General features: G+C 64.4%; 17 protein-coding genes and 1 pseudogene. 7 read left to right on the plus strand and 11 right to left on the minus strand.

Annotated features, from left to right (window positions below):
• Positions 1 to 32: 32 nt before the first annotated feature.
• Complete coding sequence (locus THIX_RS13630) at positions 33 to 2,294, minus strand: arginine/lysine/ornithine decarboxylase (RefSeq protein ID WP_112486635.1); 2,262 nt, start codon at positions 2,292 to 2,294, stop codon at positions 33 to 35.
• 94 nt (positions 2,295 to 2,388) lie between these two features.
• On the opposite strand from THIX_RS13630, the gene THIX_RS13635 reads away from it, so the two are divergent.
• Complete coding sequence (locus tag THIX_RS13635; RefSeq protein WP_371412919.1) at positions 2,389 to 2,865, plus strand: NfeD family protein; 477 nt, start codon at positions 2,389 to 2,391, stop codon at positions 2,863 to 2,865.
• A gap of 78 nt (positions 2,866 to 2,943) precedes the next feature.
• Positions 2,944 to 3,849, plus strand: a complete 906-nt coding sequence (locus THIX_RS13640) for an SPFH domain-containing protein (RefSeq protein ID WP_112486636.1) — start codon at positions 2,944 to 2,946, stop codon at positions 3,847 to 3,849.
• Between the two features lie 421 nt (positions 3,850 to 4,270).
• Here THIX_RS13640 and THIX_RS24295 read toward each other — a convergent pair.
• The 3 genes and pseudogenes from THIX_RS24295 to THIX_RS13660 form a co-directional block, all read right to left on the minus strand.
• Positions 4,271 to 4,567 (minus strand): annotated as a pseudogene (locus tag THIX_RS24295) (IS1634 family transposase); the annotation flags it as partial.
• Between the two features lie 387 nt (positions 4,568 to 4,954).
• Entirely contained in the window at positions 4,955 to 5,428 is a 474-nt protein-coding gene (locus THIX_RS13655) for a LapA family protein (protein ID WP_112486639.1), read from the minus strand.
• Between the two features lie 81 nt (positions 5,429 to 5,509).
• Positions 5,510 to 6,730 carry a cystathionine beta-lyase gene (locus tag THIX_RS13660; RefSeq protein WP_112486640.1) on the minus strand — a complete coding sequence of 407 codons (1,221 nt, stop codon included), beginning with the start codon at positions 6,728 to 6,730 and terminating at the stop codon, positions 5,510 to 5,512.
• 496 nt (positions 6,731 to 7,226) lie between these two features.
• On the opposite strand from THIX_RS13660, the gene THIX_RS13665 reads away from it, so the two are divergent.
• Entirely contained in the window at positions 7,227 to 8,555 is a 1,329-nt protein-coding gene (locus tag THIX_RS13665) for a hemolysin family protein (RefSeq protein WP_371412921.1), read from the plus strand.
• Between the two features lie 42 nt (positions 8,556 to 8,597).
• Here THIX_RS13665 and THIX_RS13670 read toward each other — a convergent pair whose 3' ends face one another.
• The 7 genes from THIX_RS13670 to THIX_RS13700 all read right to left on the minus strand — a co-directional run bounded on the left by THIX_RS13670 (position 8,598) and on the right by THIX_RS13700 (position 15,539).
• Complete coding sequence (locus tag THIX_RS13670) at positions 8,598 to 9,242, minus strand: ABC transporter ATP-binding protein (protein WP_112486641.1); 645 nt, start codon at positions 9,240 to 9,242, stop codon at positions 8,598 to 8,600.
• Positions 9,243 to 9,252: 10 nt separating this feature from the next.
• Positions 9,253 to 10,485 carry a hypothetical protein gene (locus THIX_RS13675; protein WP_112486642.1) on the minus strand — a complete coding sequence of 411 codons (1,233 nt, stop codon included), beginning with the start codon at positions 10,483 to 10,485 and terminating at the stop codon, positions 9,253 to 9,255.
• Positions 10,486 to 10,713: 228 nt separating this feature from the next.
• A complete protein-coding gene (locus THIX_RS13680; RefSeq protein WP_112486643.1) occupies positions 10,714 to 11,706 on the minus strand; it encodes a branched-chain amino acid ABC transporter permease in 993 nt (330 codons plus the stop codon).
• Positions 11,703 to 12,590 carry a branched-chain amino acid ABC transporter permease gene (locus THIX_RS13685; protein WP_112486644.1) on the minus strand — a complete coding sequence of 296 codons (888 nt, stop codon included), beginning with the start codon at positions 12,588 to 12,590 and terminating at the stop codon, positions 11,703 to 11,705. Before THIX_RS13685 ends, THIX_RS13680 begins: the two co-directional genes overlap by 4 nt.
• Positions 12,591 to 12,760: 170 nt before the next feature.
• A complete protein-coding gene (locus THIX_RS13690; RefSeq protein WP_112486645.1) occupies positions 12,761 to 13,954 on the minus strand; it encodes an ABC transporter substrate-binding protein in 1,194 nt (397 codons plus the stop codon).
• Positions 13,955 to 13,989: 35 nt separating this feature from the next.
• Positions 13,990 to 14,775 (minus strand): ABC transporter ATP-binding protein, encoded by a 786-nt coding sequence (locus tag THIX_RS13695; RefSeq protein ID WP_112486646.1) that lies wholly within the window; start codon positions 14,773 to 14,775, stop codon positions 13,990 to 13,992.
• Positions 14,772 to 15,539 (minus strand): ABC transporter ATP-binding protein, encoded by a 768-nt coding sequence (locus THIX_RS13700; RefSeq protein WP_112486647.1) that lies wholly within the window; start codon positions 15,537 to 15,539, stop codon positions 14,772 to 14,774. The genes THIX_RS13695 and THIX_RS13700 overlap by 4 nt, the downstream gene beginning before the upstream one ends.
• Positions 15,540 to 15,805: 266 nt before the next feature.
• Here THIX_RS13700 and THIX_RS13705 point away from each other — a divergent pair, with 266 nt between their 5' ends.
• The 4 genes from THIX_RS13705 to THIX_RS13720 all read left to right on the plus strand — a co-directional run bounded on the left by THIX_RS13705 (position 15,806) and on the right by THIX_RS13720 (position 18,672).
• The gene (locus THIX_RS13705) at positions 15,806 to 17,329 is read left to right on the plus strand and encodes a YdiU family protein (protein ID WP_112486648.1); all 1,524 of its coding nucleotides are present in this window, start codon (positions 15,806 to 15,808) and stop codon (positions 17,327 to 17,329) included.
• Positions 17,330 to 17,399: 70 nt separating this feature from the next.
• Positions 17,400 to 17,831 (plus strand): peptide-methionine (R)-S-oxide reductase MsrB, encoded by a 432-nt coding sequence (gene msrB / locus THIX_RS13710; RefSeq protein ID WP_112486649.1) that lies wholly within the window; start codon positions 17,400 to 17,402, stop codon positions 17,829 to 17,831.
• A gap of 8 nt (positions 17,832 to 17,839) precedes the next feature.
• Positions 17,840 to 18,376 (plus strand): septation protein A, encoded by a 537-nt coding sequence (locus tag THIX_RS13715; protein WP_112488374.1) that lies wholly within the window; start codon positions 17,840 to 17,842, stop codon positions 18,374 to 18,376.
• Positions 18,377 to 18,387: 11 nt separating this feature from the next.
• Positions 18,388 to 18,672 (plus strand): BolA family transcriptional regulator, encoded by a 285-nt coding sequence (locus tag THIX_RS13720; RefSeq protein ID WP_112488375.1) that lies wholly within the window; start codon positions 18,388 to 18,390, stop codon positions 18,670 to 18,672.
• The last annotated feature ends 26 nt before the right edge of the window (positions 18,673 to 18,698 follow it).

An 18,698-nucleotide genomic window follows, 5' to 3' on the forward strand; every position in this document is an offset into this window, starting at 1 on the left:
CGTTCTCACAGCGCGTACCGGTAGGTACGCGCTTACGCGGTTCCCCGCACGCAGTCGATGCAGTAGCGCTTGCCGTTGGGCCCGTCTTCCTCCACCAGGCCGTGGATGTCGGTGGCGAAACCCGGGAACTGGCGGTTGAAGTCGCGCGCGAATTGCAGGTATTGCACGATCTTGCGGTTGAAGCGCTCGCCCGGAATCAGCAGCGGAATGCCCGGTGGGTAGGGTGTGAGCAGCGCGGTGGTGATACGCCCTTCCAACTCGTCGATGTCCACGCGCTCGATGTCGCGGTGCGCCATCTTGGCATAGGCCTCGGTGGGCGTCATGGCAGGCTGCAGGTCCGACAGATACATCTCGGTGGTCAGCCGGGCCACGTCGCTGGCCTGGTAGGCGGTGTGGATGCGCTGGCACAGTTCCCGCAGGCCGACGCGCTCGTACACCGGATACTTGGCGACGAATTCCGGCAGGATGCGCCATAGCGGCTGGTTGCGGTCGTAGTCGTCCTTGAACTGCTGCAGCGCCGTCACCAGGGTGTTCCAGCGGCCTTTGGTGATGCCGATGGTGAACATGATGAAAAAGCTGTAGAGTCCGGTTTTTTCCACGATGACGCCGTGCTCGGCGAGGAATTTGGTGACGATGGCCGCCGGGATGCCGGTTTCGCTGAAGCTGCCGTGCAGGTCGAGGCCAGGGGTGATGACCGTCGCCTTGATCGGGTCGAGCATATTGAAGCCCGGCGCCAGTTCGCCAAAGCCATGCCACTGCGCCTGCGGCCCGAGCAGCCAGTCTTCGCGCGCGCCGATGTCTTCCGGCGCCAATTCGTCCGGTCCCCAGACCTTGAACCACCAGTCGTGGCCGAACTCCTCGTCCACCTTGCGCATGGCGCGGCGGAAGTTCAGCGCCTCCAGAATGCTCTCCTCCACCAGCGCGGTGCCGCCGGGCGGCTCCATCATCGCCGCGGCCACGTCGCACGAGGCGATGATGGCGTATTGCGGCGAGGTCGAGCTGTGCATCAGATAGGCCTCGTTGAAACGCGGCCGGTCGAGGCTGCGGGTCTCGGAATCTTGCACCAGGATTTGCGAAGCCTGGCTCAGCCCCGCCAGCAGTTTGTGGGTGGACTGGGTGGAAAACACCATCGCCTCTTTGGTGCGCGGCCGCCCCTGGCCAATGGCGTGCATGCCGGTGTAGAACGGGTGGAAGGTGGCGTGCGGCAGCCAGGCTTCGTCGAAATGCAGGGTGTCGATATAGCCGTCGAGCATCTGCTTGATGGTGTCGACGTTGTAGACCACGCCGTCATAGGTGGACTGGGTGATGGTCAACACCCGCGGCTTGACCTTGCCCGCCAGATGCGCGGTCAGCGGGTTGGCGGCAATCTTGCGCTCGATGTTCTCGGGCTTGAATTCATCGCGCGGAATCGGGCCGATGATGCCGTAGTGGTTGCGCGTGGGCGTGAGGAACACCGGCAGCGCGCCGGTCATGATGATGGCGTGCAGCACGCTCTTGTGGCAGTTGCGGTCCACCACCACCACGTCGCCCGGCGCCACGGTGGAATGCCACACCATCTTGTTCGAGGTCGAGGTGCCGTTGGTGACGAAGAACAGATGGTCGGCATGGAAGATGCGCGCCGCATTGCGCTCGGACGCCGCCACCGGACCGGTGTGGTCGAGCAGTTGCCCGAGTTCGTCCACCGAGTTGCAGACATCGGCGCGCAGCAGGTTTTCGCCGAAGAACTGATGGAACATCTGCCCCACCGGACTTTTCAGGAAAGCCACGCCGCCGGAATGGCCGGGGCAATGCCAGGAGTAGGAACCGTCGGCCGCGTAGCCGACCAGGGCACGAAAAAACGGCGGCGCCAGCGAATCCAGATAAGCCTTGGATTCGCGGATGATGTGGCGCGCGACGAACTCCGGCGTGTCCTCGAACATGTGGATGAAGCCATGCAGTTCGCGCAGGATGTCGTTCGGAATATGGCGCGAGGTGCGGGTTTCGCCGTAGAGGTAGATGGGAATTTCGGCGTTGCGAAAACGAATTTCCTCGATGAACTTGCGCAGGGTCTGCAGCACCGGAGCTTCGGCATTCACCTCGGCGGAGGCGAATTCCTCGTCGTCGATGGACAGGATGAAGGCGCTGGCGCGCGACTGCTGCTGGGCGAAGCTGGAGAGATCGCCAAAGCTGGTCACGCCCAGCACTTCGACGCCCTCGGCCTCGATGGCCTGCGCCAGCGCGCGGATGCCCAGGCCCGAGTTGTTTTCGGAGCGGAAGTCCTCGTCGATGATGACGATGGGAAAACGAAAGCGCATGATGGACTCCGGTGAAAGATAGGCTTACGCCCCAAGTGAAGCGCGAAGTGTAGAAAAATCCCATGAACACAAGTCAAAACCTCGGGAGGCCATCATGATGAGTACCCCCGTTCAATGGTGGATCATCGCCGCCGTGCTGGTGGCGCTGGAACTCGCCAGCGGCAGTTTCTACCTGCTGATGCTGGCCGTTGGCGCCGCAGCCGGCGCGCTGGCGGCGCATCTGGGCCTGGGCGCCACCTGGCAATGGGTGGCCGCCGCAGCGGTCGGCGCCGGCTTGATCGCCGTGCTCTACACCATGCGCAACAAGCGCGTCAAGACGGCGCCGCAGGCCAACCGCGACATCAACCTCGACATCGGCTCCGTCGTGCAGGTCAGCGCCTGGGACGCCAACGGCGAGTCCCGCGTGCGCTACCGTGGCAGCGACTGGACCGCCCGCTTTGGCGGCCGGGGCGAGCCACAGCCGGGGCAATACCGCATTCATGCGATGGACGGTAACACCCTGGTTCTGGAGCCGCTGGCGACGGGCCATGCCGCCGCGGCGCAGGCACAATCCGGCACACATCCGGGCTGATCGCCGGACATCGACATTCACCTCCCGCAGCCCGCCAGCAGGCGCGCCGCGCCCCATCCCCCCTACTGGAGAACTGCCATGGAACTGGCCATCATCCTGGTCATCATCGCCATCATCATCGTCTCGCGCGGCGTGAAGGTGGTGCCGCAGCAGCATGCCTGGGTGGTGGAACGCCTGGGCAAATACGACCGCACCCTGGCGCCAGGCCTGAGCTTCATCGTCCCCTTCATCGACCGCGTCGCCTACAAGCACATGCAGAAAGAAGTTCCGCTGGACATCGCCAGCCAGATCTGCATCACGCGCGACAACACCCAGCTCACGGTGGACGGCATTCTCTATTTCCAGGTGACCGACCCGATGCGCGCCAGCTACGGCTCGTCCAACTACGTGCTGGCCATTTCGCAACTGGCGCAGACCACGCTGCGCTCGGTCATCGGCAAACTCGAACTCGACAAGACCTTCGAGGAGCGCGACTTCATCAACCACAGCGTGGTGTCGGCGCTGGACGACGCGGCCATGAACTGGGGCGTGAAAGTGTTGCGCTATGAAATCAAGGACCTGACGCCGCCCGGCGAAATCCTGCATGCGATGCAGCGCCAGATCACCGCCGAACGCGAAAAGCGCGCCGTCATCGCCACCTCCGAAGGCGCACGGCAGCAGCAGATCAACCAGGCCGAGGGCGAACGCCAGGCCTTCATCGAACGCTCCGAAGGCGAACGCCAGGCCGCCATCAACCGCGCCCAGGGCGAAGCCGCGGCCATCGAAGCCGTGGCCAACGCCACCGCGCATGCGCTGGAAGTGGTGGCCGCCGCCATCGGCAAACCCGGCGGAATCGAAGCCGTGCAACTCAAGGTCGCGCAGCAAGGCCTCGACGCCTACGCCAACGTCGCCAAGGCCAGCACCACCCTCATCGTGCCCAACGACATGAGTCAGGCAGCGGGGCTCATCGCCTCGGCCATGACGGTGCTGAAGAAAACCCAGTGAGCACCACGGCGACATCCGTGACCGCGGCGCAAAACGGCTCACCGCACGCGCAGGCCTCGCACGCAATCTGCGCCCGCAGGGGTGCGCTTGCCGCGCTGATCGAGCCCGACCCGACGCGCCAAATCGCCTTGGCGCTGGCCTTGCGTGAAGCCCTGCAAGCCGGACGCTTGGCGCTTGACCCCGCCGCGGCCTTGCAGCCTCCCCCCGGAGCTCGACAATTGTGCTCGTCAGTGCTGGATACTGCAGGGGTTAGGTTCGAAACGTGCCCAGACAGAGGAGGCCGCGCTGGGCGTCTGTCGTCGGTTTCTGGAGCTTGCGTGCCTTGAGGAGGGTGTGGCCGGCGCCTCCTCGCTCCGTGACGCCCTCCCAGACCCTGCGGGGCAGCGGCCATCCTTCGGCCGTCTGCACCACGCCAAGCAGGAACTGGCGGCAGCGCCAGCGTCTGCAGCCAGCGCAGGACGCCGAGCTTGGACGTCGGATCGCACCGTCGGTTGAGTTTCATCGAGGCGGCGGCGCGTGCGACGGCGCACACGCCTGAACTCGCCGAATCCCCGTTCCTCCCAAAGCTCGGTCAGCGCCCACACACGTCGCCGAGGTTGCGGCTGGGCGCGAACGCGACGTTCTGCAGGGCAGGCCCGGCGGCAGCTTGCGCTTCGTCAACCGGCGTCTGGCCGCGCAGCCGCCGCCGGCCCCGCATCACGCCGTCGAGTTGCCCGCCAGCCAGCATGGCTCCTGGATCGCTGGCTTCGAGCCGGTAGTCGAGGTGCGGAATGGTTTGCGCGGACCACAACAGTTCCGGCACGCGTACCACGTCGCCCAGACGTTTTCCCGGCACGAGCATGTCGACCAGCAAGCCATGAATTCCGGGCAACTTCACCGAAGCGGAAGCCTGGCCGATGGCAGCCCGGGAACGGCGCTGAACGGTTCGTGCTCGCGGAACAACTGTGAGGTCAGCGCCATGACGACCCAATAAAATTTACTTTTGCTGGGTCATTCTGCGGCTCATGAACGTGACCTGCGACTGGCTTGCAGCCGAGGTATTGGCGCTGCGTACAAGCACCTCGTGCTCTCGCGGCCGCGGCCGCGGCCGCAACCGCAACCGCCATCAACCCTTGCGCGCGATGCGGTCATCCAGCTCCGCCAGTGCCGCCGAAAGGCCGTTGCTGGTCTCGGTGAGGTGCTGTGCGTGGGTTTGTTCCAGGCGGTCGATGCGGGCGGTGAGTTCGGCCTTGTGGGCCTCGAGTTGCGCGGCCTGGCGGTTGAAGCTGGCTTCCAGGCTTTGCTGCAGCTGGGTGATGCGCGAGCTTTCGGCCTTGTCGGCCAGTTCGCGCTGGGCTTGCAGGGTTTTCATCTGCTTGCGGCTCTCGATCAGGGACGTGGTTTGCACGTAGAGCGCGAAGCCGAGGAACACCAGCGCGAGCACGGCGCTGAGGGCCAGCATCACCAGCCCGAGTGGGGCCTGCACCGAAGTGAAGCCGAGTGACAACGTGGTGCTGGCGGTGAAGGCCGCCCAGTTGAGCGCGGCGAAGCCGGCGACCAGGACGAACAGCACGACGAGCAGGATGGAGCGGAAACCCATGATGTTCTCCCTTGTGGGTGATTCGTGACGAAGGTGGGTTGAAGGTGGGTGGCTGCGGTGCGCCGGTACGGCCCTTGCGGCTCAGCCTAACGTCACACGCAAGGCCTGGTCGAGATCGGCGATGAGATCGTCCGGGTCTTCCAGGCCGATGCTCAGACGCACCAGCGGGCTGGCGTAAGGCCAGGATGCGCCGCGCATGGCGGCCACGTCGTAGGGTACGACAAGACTCACCGGCCCGCCCCAGGAATAGCCGATCTTGAACAGGCGCAGGGCGTCGACGAAGGTGTCCACCTTGGCTGCGGTGATCTGCGGCTGGAAGGTGAAGCTGAACAGCCCGGCGGCGGCGCTGCAGTCGCGCACCCAATGGGCGTGGCCGGGGCTGCCGGGAAAAGCGGGGTGCAGCAGGGTCTGCACTTCGGGCCGGCGCTGCAGCCAGGTGGCCACGCGGCGCGCGGCCTGGTCGTGCGCGTGGTAGCGCAGATGCAGGCTGTGCAGGCCGCGCAGCACCAGGGAGGCGTCGTCGCCGCCCACGCCCAGGCCCAGGCGCATATGGGCGTCGAGCAGTTTGTCTTGCAAGGCTTCGTCGCGCGTCAGCACCGCGCCCATGAGCACGTCGGCTCCGCCGGACTGGTATTTGGTCAGCGCCTGCATGGAGATGTCGATGCCGAGCGCAAAGGGCTTGAGCGCCAGCCCCGCGCTCCAGGTGTTGTCGATGGCGGTGACGAGCCCATGCTGCCGCGCCAGGGCGACGAGTCCGCGCAGATCGGGCATTTCCATGGTGACGGAACCCGGCGCCTCCAGCCACAGCAGCTTGGTTTGCGGCGTGATGGCCGCTTGGGTGGCGGCAAGGTCCATGGGGCTGTAGACCTGCAGCGCGATGCCCCAGCCGGACAGCAGCGTTTGCGCCATGTCGCGGCTGGGGTTGTAGACGTTGGCGGGCAGCATGACGGCGTCGCCCTGTTGCAGCAAGGCGAGGTTGACCAGTGCGATGGCCGAGAGCCCCGATGGACACAGCAGGCCATGCACCGCACCCTCGATTTCGGCCAGACGCGCCTCCAGCATGAAGGTGGTGGGCGTGCCGTGCAGGCCGTAGGTGTAGCCGGTCTTGTGGCGCCAGTCGCGGGCGCGCATGGCGGCCACGTTGGCGAACAGTACGGTGGAGGCGCGGTGCGTGGCCGGCTGCACGGCGCTGAAGCCAGCCGGGGCCTGGTAGGGCGAGTGTTGCAGCAGCGTGGCGGGCCGCGGTGCAGGTTCTGCCGCGCCCGGTTCAGCCCCCACCGCGGCGTGTTCCGCTGCTTGCATTTCACGATTTGTTGCAAGGTTCTGGTCTAATTGACCGCCATGTTCTTCACTGGACATGAGTCAAGGTTCTCCTGATGGGTTGCTACGGGCTCGCTCGGGCCCGGGTTTTGCTTTCAAGCATAGCCAGTTCAAGAACCGCACAGACTCTGCCCACCGCATTGGACCCTTCGCCTGAACCTTCGCCCTACTTGCTTCCTGCCCCCGCGGCAGAAGCCCCCGGCGGCGTGACCACCTCGCCCCTCTCCCTGGTGGGCTTGCAGCACAGCCGCAGTCCCATCTGCAGCCGCATCCGCAGATGCACGCGCGGCCAAAGCGCACGCGGCCAAACGCGTTGCCGCGCCCGCCAAAGCGGGCGCCTGCTGACTGTCCGCGTAGGCTATCCCGCGTCGGCTATTGTCCTCTCCCGAGTTTCCCTTGGACGCTGCCTGCTGCGTCTGCCACCCGAGGCGGCATGTCAGCTTCGGGACGGCCCCGTGTTTGACTGACGAGCCTGACCATGATGACGGAAGTCCTGATTCTTTTCGCCCTGATTCTGCTCAACGGCCTGTTCGCGATGTCGGAAATCGCCCTGGTTACGGCCCGGCGCGCGCGCCTGACCGCGATGGCCGAATCCGGCAGCGTTCCGGCACGCGCCGCGCTGCGGCTGACCGAGCAGCCCACGCGGCTGCTGTCCACGGTGCAGATCGGCATCACGTCCATCGGCGTGCTCAACGGCATCATCGGCGAGGCCGCGTTCTCCGCTCCCATCAGCCTCTGGCTGCAAGGCTTCGGGCTCTTGCCGCAGTTTGCCAACATCGCCAGCACCGCGCTGGTGGTGCTGGTCATCACCTATCTGTCCATCGTGATTGGCGAGCTGGTGCCCAAGCGCCTGGGGCAGCTGGCCCCGGAAAAAATCGCCCTGTTCGTGGCGCAGCCCATGCTCGTCCTGGCACGCAGCGTGGCGGTGTTCGTCAAGCTGCTGTCGTTCTCCACCGACCTGCTGCTGCGCCTGTTGCGGGTGCGCACCGACGCGCCCACGCATGTGACGGAAGAGGAGATCAACGTGGTACTGGAGGAAGGCTCGGACGCCGGCGTCATCGAGGTGCAGGAGCACGAGATGGTGCGCAACGTGTTCCGCCTGGACGACCGCCAGATCGCCTCGCTGATGACGCCGCGCAACGAGATCGAGTTTCTCGACGTGGAAGACCCGCTGACCGACAACCTGGCCAAGATCGCGCAGTCTCCGCATTCGCGCTTTCCGCTGGTGCGCGGCGACCTGGACGACGTGCTCGGCCTGGTGTCGACCAAGGAACTGCTGGGCCGCTTCATCCGGCGCGAGGGCATCGAGGACCTGAGCAAGGCTTCCAGCCACGCCATCTTCGTGCCCGAAAGTCTCACCGGGCTGGAGCTGCTGCAGACCTTCAAGCAAAGCTCGGATCACACCGCGCTGGTGCTGGGCGAATACGGCCAGACCCTGGGCATCGTCACGGTGCAGGACATCCTGGAGGCCATTGCCGGCGAGTTCAAGAGCCACCCGTCCGAAGAGCCCTGGGCGATCCAGCGCGACGACGGCTCCTGGCTGCTGGACGGTTTGATTCCCGTGGGCGACCTCAAAGACAAGCTCGCGCTCAAGTCCGTGCCGGAGGAGGAGAAGGAACGCTACAACACCCTGGCCGGCATGCTCATGCTGCTGCTGGCGCGGCTGCCGCACACCGGCGACCACATCGACTGGGGCGGCTGGCGCTTCGAGATCGTGGACATGGACGGCAAGCGCATCGACAAGGTGCTGGTGTCACGCCCGGACGCGGTCAAGCCGCAGGACGATCTGCCGCCTGACGCCGACTGAGCAAGCCCGCCCCCAAGATTTCGCGGCTGGCCGGTCAGAAAGTCAGCCGAGCGCCTGCGTGCAAGGATCATGCGCCGTGAAACGGTCCATATGCAGCACCGTCGCCCCGCAAGCCTCGACGAAGCTTGTGTCATGGCTGGCGAACAGGGTCAGGCTTTGCGGTCCGCGTGCCCGGATACGCTGCGCCAGGAGCTTGCGCGCCCGCGTGTCCAGGCCGTTGGAAGGCTCGTCCAGCAGCATCGCACGGGGCTCGCCGATCCAGGCGGCGCAGAGCAGGAACTTCTTTTGCGTGCCCAGCGACATGGCGCCGAAGCGGGTCTGCATGTACGGGCTCAGGCCGAGTTGCGCGGCGAGATCGAGCATGGCGGAATCGACCTTGGCCTGTTTGGCCATCGCGACGAAGTCCAGCAGGTCCCGTCCGCCCATGAAGGGATAGATGGGACTCTCATCAGGCGCATAAGACAGTCGCTGGCGGGCTGCGAGCGGGTCGGCGGTCAGGCTGACGCCGTCGATCCAGACGTCGCCGGAGTCGGCCGCGATCGCCCCCGACAGGATGCCCAGCAGCGTGGATTTGCCACTGCCGTTCGCCCCTTGCAGGGCATAGACGCCGGGAGCCAGATCGTCGTCAATGCCGTGGAACACCTGACGCCAGCCGAACGCCTTCGTGATTCCAGAGAACCGCAGCATCGCCACACTCCTATCGAACAACCGCAGCCATCGCCACGCCGGACCAGGTGCTGGCCAGGATCACGCCCAGCAAAACGGCCTGCCGCCCGCCGTAGACCAGCGGAAATCGCAGCAAGGCCAGCAGTACGAAGTAGGCCAGGGCCAGGGCAAGCAGGGTCATGACGGCAGAGCCGCGATGCAGGCCCAGCGGAACCAGCAGAACCGCCAGCGGCACCGCGCCCAACGCGACGACGAAGGCTGTATCCTGCGCCGCCCAGAAACGTCTTGGCAGAGGCAGTGCGCGCAGATAGGGCTGCACCGGCAGATGTGCCGATCGCAGCACGCGGTAGAGGCCGCTGATGATCAGGGCGACGGCGGCCATGGCGAGGATGGCGGTGGGCAAGGCGCGGGTGTCGAAGGCGAAGACCTGCATCAGCACGTCGGCGCCCAGGACCAGCGCCATGGCCGCCGCCATGCGCACAGCCGTGCTCCCTGCATGCTGCAACCACAGGGCTTGCATCTGAATGCGCCTGGCCGGCGGCAATAACCGGAAGAACGGTCGAAGACGGTTTTTTCTTCCAGCCGAGGCGCGCCGCATCCTGGCCTGACGCAAAGCCTTGAACAGGCCGGGCGGAACGCGCAGGAAGGACGCGCCGAAAAGCACGCAAGCGCCAAGGGCAAGCCATCCTGCCGCATCGGCCGGGCGGGTCAGGCACCAACTCAGCACCCCATCGGCCACGCCGATCGTGAGGACAGCCGCGGGGTGTCGCTCCAGCATGGCGAGCTGGGCGAGGAGCACAAGGCTGGCCAGAACCCCCGCCGAGGCGAGCAGGAACGCGGTGGATGTTGGTCCGGACACGCCGGTGGGCGCGACCATGAGCAAGGCCGCCACGGGAGCCAGTAAAAGGCTGTTGGCGGGCAATAGCACCGACACATCCACCCAGCGCCGCTCGCGCAGAGAGATCGGCAACGCTTGCGCATAGGCCATGAATTCGCCGCCGAGTATGTGACGGCGTTGCACCATGACCCAGACCAGGGCGATGCCCTGGATCAGCACGATGCGCTGGAAATGCCAGATGGTGTCGCTGCCGACGCGCAGGACCATCATCAGCGGCATGGCGAGGCTCATCACCAGTTTGCCGACCGGGGTTCCGACCGGCACGAACACGCCCGCGATGACGAATAGCTGCCAATGCCGCATCAAGACGCGGCCGGTGGCGGCGGCATACCAGCGCATGCGCAGAAGAGTCAGTTGGCGGTACATGCCGAACGCATATCCGGTCGATGCTGCCCATCTTACTCAGGCAACCATCGGCACAGGCCGTTCGCTGCAGCTCGGCTGAGGTTGAACTGGGCGCGCATCATGCCTGAATTCGCCACGGTCTTCTCGCCGGGGACAGCGAACACACGGAAGGTTGATTTCGTGGTGAGATCCTTGGAAGCCGGTAGGGCGGCCATCCGTACCGTCAAAACCCCTGCTGTGCAATCGATCTCAGGACGGCTGCGTCCCGCGTAGCCGGGCGCGCAACTCGCCCACGATGCCGCGCCGGAACAGCAGCACGCAGAGCACGAAAATGGCGCCGATCACCATGCTCACCGAGTCGTTGAGGTTGTTGAGCCAGTGGATGCCGGTGAGGTCGACCAGAAAGCGCGCAATGGTGCCCATTTTTTCCTCCAGCACGGTAATGATGACCGCGCCGAGGATGGGTCCGAGGTCGGTGCCGAGGCCGCCCACGAGGGTCATGAGAATGACCAGGCCCGAAGTGCTCCAGTGCACGTCGGTCAGGGTCTCGAAACCCATCACCACCGCCTTCATCGCCCCCGCCAGCCCAGCAAACCCGGCTGACAGCAGGAACACGCCGAGCTTGTAGCGGTTGGCGCGGTAGCCGAGCGAGATGGCGCGCGGCTCGTTCTCGCGCACCGCTTGCAGCACCTGGCCGAAAGGGGAGTTCACCACCCGGCGCATGAACCACCAACTGGCCACGAACACCGCCAGCACGACGTAGTACATCACCCGGTCGGACTGCAGCGGCAAGCCCAACAGGCTGCCGCGCGGAATACCCTGAAGGCCATCCTCGCCACCGGTGAAATCAGCCTGCAAGGCGTAAAAATAAACGATCTGCGCCAGCGCCAGGGTGATCATGGAAAAGTAGATGCCCTGTCGCCGCACCGCCAGCAAACCCATCACCAGGCCGATGCACAGCGCGGCGAGCACACCGATGAGAATGCCCACCGGCGTGGGCAAACCCCAGGCGGTGAGGGCCAGGCCGGTGAGATAACCCGCCCCGCCGAACAATGCGGCATGGCCGAAGGAAATGAGCCCGGCATAACCCGCCAAAAGATTGAAGGCGCAGGCGAACAGGGCGAAGCACATCATGCGCATGCCGAGCACCGGGTAGAGCCCCAGCCAGGGCGCCGCCAAGGCCAGCAGCAGCAAGGCCCAGGTCACATGAGCAGGTAAACGCGTGCGCCAGGGCATGGTCATTTTTCCTTGCCGAAAAGGCCGGCGGGGCGCACGGTGAGCACCAGGGCCATGAAGATGAACACCACGGTGGTGGAAATAGGGGCATAAATGACCTTGGCCAGCCCCTCGATGATGCCCAGCGCCAGGCCCGAGACGATGGCGCCCATGACCGAGCCCATGCCACCGATGACGACGATGGCGAAGACCACGATGATGAGGTTGGAACCCATCAGCGGCGACACCTGGATGACGGGAGCCGCAAGCACCCCGGCGAGGCCGGCGAGCGCCGAACCGAAGGCGAATGTGAGCATGACCAGCAGCGGGAAGTTGATGCCGAAGGCCTGGATCAGCGCCGGGTTTTCAGTGCCCGCACGCAGATAGGCGCCAAGCTTGGTGCGCTCGATCAGCAGCCAGGTGCCGAAGCAGGCCACCAGGCTGGCGACCACGGCGAAGGCGTAGTACACGGGCAGATACATGAAGCCCAGATCCAGGGTGCCGCTCAGCAGCGCAGGCGGGTTGTAGGGCGAGCCCGCCACGCCGAAGAAGGAGCGGAATACGCCTTCGATCAAGAGGGTGAGGCCGAAGGTCAGGAGCAAGCCGTAAATGGGGTCGATGCCGCGCAGACGGCGCAGCATCAGGCGCTCGACCAACACGCCGAACAGTCCCACCAGCAAGGGGGCGATCAGGAGCATCCACCAGAAATCGAGATGGAAGTACTGCCCGCCCATCCAGGCGAACATCGCGCCCATCATGAAGAAGGCGCCATGGGCGAAATTCACCACATCCATCAAGCCGAAAATCACGGCCAGACCCAGGGACAACATGGCGTAGAACGCGCCGTTGACCAGGCCGAGCATGAGTTGCCCCAGCAGCAAGGGCAAGGGAAAACCAAAGGGTTCAGTCAAGCTGCACCTCTCAAGGAAACGCAGGGCCGCCCCAAGTTTTCTTGACCCTCACGGGGGTCCGGGTCGGTGAGCCGACCTTGGGGGTGCTCGAACGTCAAACCGGTTCGGTGAAAGCCTGCCTCGCGCCGTTCGGCAGCGCGCGAGGCAGGCACCTCAACGCCTCTTGCCTCTTACTTGTCCAGCGGGCAGCCGTAGGCGGCCGCCGGGCCGAAAGCGTCGTTGCCGGGGATGGTCTGCACCAGCTTGTAGTAGTCCCAGGGTTCTTTGGATTCGGCCGGGGTCTTGACCTGTTCCAGGTACATGTCGTGGATCATCAGGCCGCTGGGGCGCATGAAGCCGTCATGCATGAACATGTCGTTGACCTTCATCTTGTGCATCTCGTCCATCACCTTGGTGCCGTCGGTGGTCCCGGCCGCCTTCACCGCCTTCAGATACGTGAGCGTGGCGGAATAGTCGCCAGCCTGAATGAAGGTCGGCATCGCCTTCATCTCCTTGAAGTAGCGCTCGGCCCAGGCCCGCGACTGCGCGTTCTGGTTCCAGTACCACGGCGTGGTGAGGTAGAGGCCTTGCGCGGCGGGCAGGCCGACGGCGTGAATGTCGGTGATGAACAGCAGCAGACCAGCCAGCTTCATGGTCTTGGTCACGCCAAACTGGTTGGCCTGCTTGATGGAGTTGTCGGAGTCGCCACCGGCATTGGCCAAGCCGAGCACCTGCGCCTTGGAGGCCTGCGCCTGCAGCAGATAGGAGGAGAAGTCGGATGCGCCCAGCGGGGCGTAGACCTGACCCACGACCTTGCCGCCATCGGCCTCGACCACCTTGGCCGCCTCGCTCTCGAGCGACTTGCCGAAGGCATAGTCGGCCGTGAGGAAATACCAGGTCTTGCCGCCATGCTTGATGACGGCGCTGGCCGTGCCGCGTGCCAGCGCCGTGGTGTTGTAGGCATACATCACCGTGTAAGGGGTGCATTGCTTGCCGACGATGGTGGACGCACCCGCGCCCACCACGAAGAACGGTTTTTTGTACTGTGCGGCAATGGGTTCCATGGCCAGTGCGGTGGCGCTGTTGGTGCCGCCGATCAGCATGTCGACGCCGTCCTGCGAAAAATATTCCTTCGCCTTGCCAGCGGCCAGGTCGGCCTTGTTCTGGTGATCGAAGCTCGTCAGTTCGATCTTGCGGCCGAGAACCGAACCGCCGAAGTCCTGGATGGCCATCTTGATCGCGGCCACGCCGCCAGGGCCGTCAACGGCGGAATAGACGCCAGACAAATCGGTGATGAAGCCGATTTTCACCGGCGCCTCGGCCTGGGCCATCGATGCCGTCCCCAGTGCCAGGGCGAGTGCCAAAGTCAGTTTGTTCAGTTTCATGCAAGTCTCCTTGTGGATGGATGGTTTGACCGGATTCAAATTCCGAGTAAACCCTTGAGTGTCGCGCGATTTTTTTCTAAATCGGCTCGCGCGATTTCCAGAACGATCTGGCCGCCTTCCATGACATAAAACCGGTCGGCCAAATTCGCGGAAAATCTAAAATTCTGCTCGACGAGCAGAATTGAAAAGCCTTTGCTCTTCAGTGTATTCATCGCCAGGCCGAGAGCCTGCACGATAACAGGAGCAAGGCCTTCGGAAATTTCATCCAACAACAGCAGGCGCGCGCCGGTGCGCAAAATGCGCGCCACCGCGAGCATTTGTTGTTCGCCGCCGGATAGGCGCGTTCCTGGGCTTTTGGCGCGTTCCCGCAAATTGGGAAACAAAGCATAGATCTCGTCTTCGCTGAGTCCGGGAAACCCGGTTTTCAATTCAGGGGGAAGTAAAAAATTTTCATGTGCGCTGAGGCTTGCGAAAATACCGCGTTCTTCCGGACAGTAGCCCACCCCAAGCGGCGCAACGCGGTGGCGCGGCACGCCAATGACCTCATGTCCGAACACACGAATGCTGCCGGTACGCGCACTCGTCAGCCCCATGATGGCGCGCAGGGTGGTGGTCCGCCCTGCCCCGTTTCGGCCCAGCAGGCAGACGGTCTCGCCAGGCTGGACGTGCAGGTTCACACCATGCAGCACATGCGACTCGCCATACCAGGCGTGCAGCTTGTCGATGTGCAAGGCGGCACTTGCAGCGCCTTCCAGCGCTGCGTCGGAAGCCGGCGCATGAGCCGAGGCGGACGGCGCATGCAGCACCTCGGGTGCGGTCATGTCTCCATCTCCTCGGCTTCGTCGCCCATGTAGGCGGCGATCACTTCAGGATTGCGCGACACCTCGGCATAACTGCCCTCGGCCAGGATCTGGCCGCGCTGCATCACCGTGACTCGGTCGCAAATGCGGGATATGACCGACATGTTGTGTTCAACCATCAGCACCGTGCGACCCTTGGCGACGCGACGGATGAGATCGGTGACCTGCTCCACATCCTCATGACCCAGGCCCTGGGTGGGCTCGTCGAGCAAGAGCAGTTGCGGATTCATCGCCAGCGTGGTGGCAAGTTCCAGCGCACGCTTGTGGCCGTAGGGTAGGTTCGTGGCCAGTTGCTCTGCCTCGGCGGACAAACCGACGAGATCCAGAAAGCTCATGGCTTGATCGTCCAATTTGCGCAGGGCGCGCTTTGGCAACCAGAACTGATGCGCCAGCCCGGAACTGCGCTGCAGGCCCACACGCACATTTTCCAGCAAACTCATGTGCGCAAATGTGGCACTGATTTGAAACGAGCGCACCATGCCCAGCCTGGATATATTGGCTGGAGACATTTTTGTGATGTTCTGCTCACGAAAATAAATATCGCCCGCGCTGGGCTGGAGAAATTTACTGAGCAAATTGAAACAGGTTGTTTTTCCAGCGCCGTTCGGACCGACCAGTGCATGAATCGATCCCTCTTCGATTTTCAGATCGACATTTTGCACCGCGGCGAAACCGGAAAACTGCTTGCTGAGCCCCTGGGCCCGCAATATCGGCGTGTTCGGCATTGGAGTTTGTTGGTTTGACAGGTGACATTCTGCTGCAATGCACGCAGGCTGCTCAAGCGCTTTTCCCACGGGAAAACCCTGCATTTCGACGGCAGGCCCGATGCCACGGTATCAAAATGTTTCATTCTGATACCGCAAGTGGTATGGCGTGATTTCCGTCATCGGGCCGCCAGCCCTGGGCCACATCCCCATCGCTCGCGGGTTGGTCTCGAGACGCACACAGACACAGTCGCCGCAGGGCTTTCGCTCTCGGGGACAATCATGCCATGGAAACTTGCTCGCTACCGACTCCAAACAGGGTCGACCTCGGCTTCGACCAGCCCTATCGCAGCCTGGGGAGCGAATTCTTCAGCCCTGTTCGGCCAATGGGGCTACCCGCACCGCGCTTGAGTTTGGTGAGCGAAGATGCCTCGCGCCTGCTGGGTCTGCATCTGGGATCGACCCATCCTGAAACGCAGCAGGCCTGGGCCGAGTTGTTCAGCGGCACCACCCTGCCGGCCGGTTGCGACCCGATCAGCACCGTCTATTCCGGCCACCAGTTCGGCAACTGGGCCGGGCAACTCGGTGACGGCCGCGCCCACCTGCTGGGCGAACTCGACGCGCCGGATGCCACGCAGAACTGCGGCCATGCGCGCTGGGAAGTGCAACTCAAGGGGGCAGGGCTCACGCCCTACTCCCGCCATGGCGATGGGCGCGCGGTGTTGCGTTCCTCCATCCGCGAATTCCTCTGCAGCGAAGCCATGTGGCACCTCGGCATTCCCACCACGCGTGCGCTCTGCCTCGTCACCTCCAGCTTGCCGGTGGCGCGCGAGCGCATGGAAACCGCGGCGGTCGTCACACGCCTGGCGCCGAGTTTCATCCGCTTCGGCCATTTCGAACACTTCAGCTACAGCGGCCGGCATGCAGCGCTGCGCCGCCTGGCCGACTGGACCATCGCCCGCATCGATCCCGCCTGCGCCGATGCCGCCAACCCTGTCCTCGCCCTGCTGCAGGGCGTGGTGGCGCGCACCGCCCGGCTCATGGCGCAATGGCAGTGCGTGGGCTTCATCCACGGGGTGATGAATACCGACAACATGTCGATGCTGGGCTGGACGCTGGACTATGGCCCGTTCGCTTTCATGGACGGCTTCGATCCGGCGCACACGCCCAACACCACCGACCGCTCCGGCCGCTATGCCTGGGGACGGCAGCCGGCCATTGCGCGCTGGAATCTGCTGGCGCTGGCCCAGGCCTTGCTGCCGCTGATCGGCGATCCCCGGCTCGCGATTGACGCAGTGGAAGCCTTCGAGCCGCAGTTCTCGCAAGCCATGCGCGCCCAGTTGCAAGACAAACTGGGCCTGGGTGCACCGCAAGGCGGCGACGATGCCCTGGTTGACGCCTGGCTTGCGGCCATGGCCGAGAACCAGGCCGACTGGACCCTGAGTTTTCGCCTGCTGAGCCCTCTGTCTGCCAACCCCGGCAGCCCGATTCCCGAGGCGTTGCAAAGCCTGTTCGCCACCCGCCCGCAACGCTTCCACACCTGGGTTGCCGAGTACCGCCAGCGCCTGCAGCAGCAGGGCCGTGCGGACGCCGAACGCAAGCTGGCGATGGATCTTGTGAACCCGCGCTTCGTCTTGCGCCATCATCTGGCGCAAGACGTCATTGCCCAAGCCGAGGCCGGCGATTTTTCCGCCACGCGGGAACTGATGGCCGTACTGCGGCATCCCTATGCGGAGCAGCCCGAGCACGCGGCTTACGCCGCCGCACCGCCGCAGGATGCCGAAGCTCCCGCCCTGTCCTGCTCGTCTTGAACCGGCTCGACCGCCCCGGCATGTTCGCCCCAACCACGCTTCAGCTTTTCTTCTCCACGGAGATTGCTTCATGTCACCCACCCAGTCCGACGACAAAGCCGACGCCGACTACCGTCTCCGACTCACCCCCGAGCAATACCGCGTGACGCGCTGCAGCGCCACCGAAGCCCCCTTCACCGGCCAATACTGGGACCACCATGCGGATGGGAGTTACCGCTGCGTGTGCTGCGGCGCGCTGCTGTTCGACTCCACCACCAAGTTCGACTCCGGCTCCGGCTGGCCCAGTTTCACCGAGCCGGCCTGGGGACGTTCCATCGAGGAAGTGAAAGACCGCAGCCATGGCATGGTGCGCACCGAAGTGCGCTGCGCCAAATGCCATGCCCACCTCGGCCATGTGTTCGACGATGGCCCCGGACTGAACGGCCTGCGCTACTGCATCAACTCCGCAGCGCTCGATTTCGCCCCCGGCCAGCATGCCGACAGCACCGGCGAACAAGGATAATGACGGGCATGAAACTCCTGTTCGACTTCTTTCCCATCATCCTGTTTTTCGTCGCCTTCAAATTCGGCGGCATCTATGTGGCCACCGGCGTGGCCATCGCCGCCACCTTCGCCCAAATCGGCTGGGTGTGGTTCAAGGGCCGCAAGGTGGAGCCCATGCTCTGGGTCAGCCTCGTCATCGTCGTGCTGTTCGGCGGCGCCACACTGCTGCTGCACAACGACACCTTCATCAAGTGGAAGCCCACGGTGCTGTACTGGGTGTTCGCCGTCGTGCTGGTGGGCGGGCAGGTGCTGTTCCGCAAGAACTTCATCCGCCAACTGCTGGGCACGCAGATGGATTTGCCCGCCGTGGCCTGGACGCGGCTGAACTGGTCGTGGGCCGGCTACTTCGCGGTCATGGGCATCGTCAACATCTGGGTGGCCTACCGCTACTCCACGGCCATCTGGGTGGATTTCAAGCTCTTCGGCAGCCTGGGCCTCACGCTGGTGTTCGCCGTCATCCAGTCCTTGATGATCGCCCGCTACCTGCCGCGAAAAAACGCCTGATGGAGCGTTTGATGCACCGCGCCCAGCGCATCGAGCAGGCCTTGCGGCTGGCGCTCGACCCCGAGCAACTGCAGGTCATCGACGAATCCGCCAGCCACGCCGGGCATGGCGGCTTCGATGCCCAGGGCAGCCATTTTCGCGTGCGCATGGTCAGCCATGCATTCAGCGGAAAGTCAAGGCTTGCGCGCCATAGGCTCGTGTATGATGCTTTGGCTTCGATGCTGGCGCACGACATTCATGCCCTCGTGCTCGACCTGCATGCCCCGGGCGACTTATCCAAGCCACCCCAACCCTAGGTTGCAAGCCCTCGTGGTCCTTGTGG

Source organism: Thiomonas sp. X19, from assembly GCF_900089495.1.
Lineage (GTDB): Bacteria > Pseudomonadota > Gammaproteobacteria > Burkholderiales > Burkholderiaceae_C > Thiomonas_A.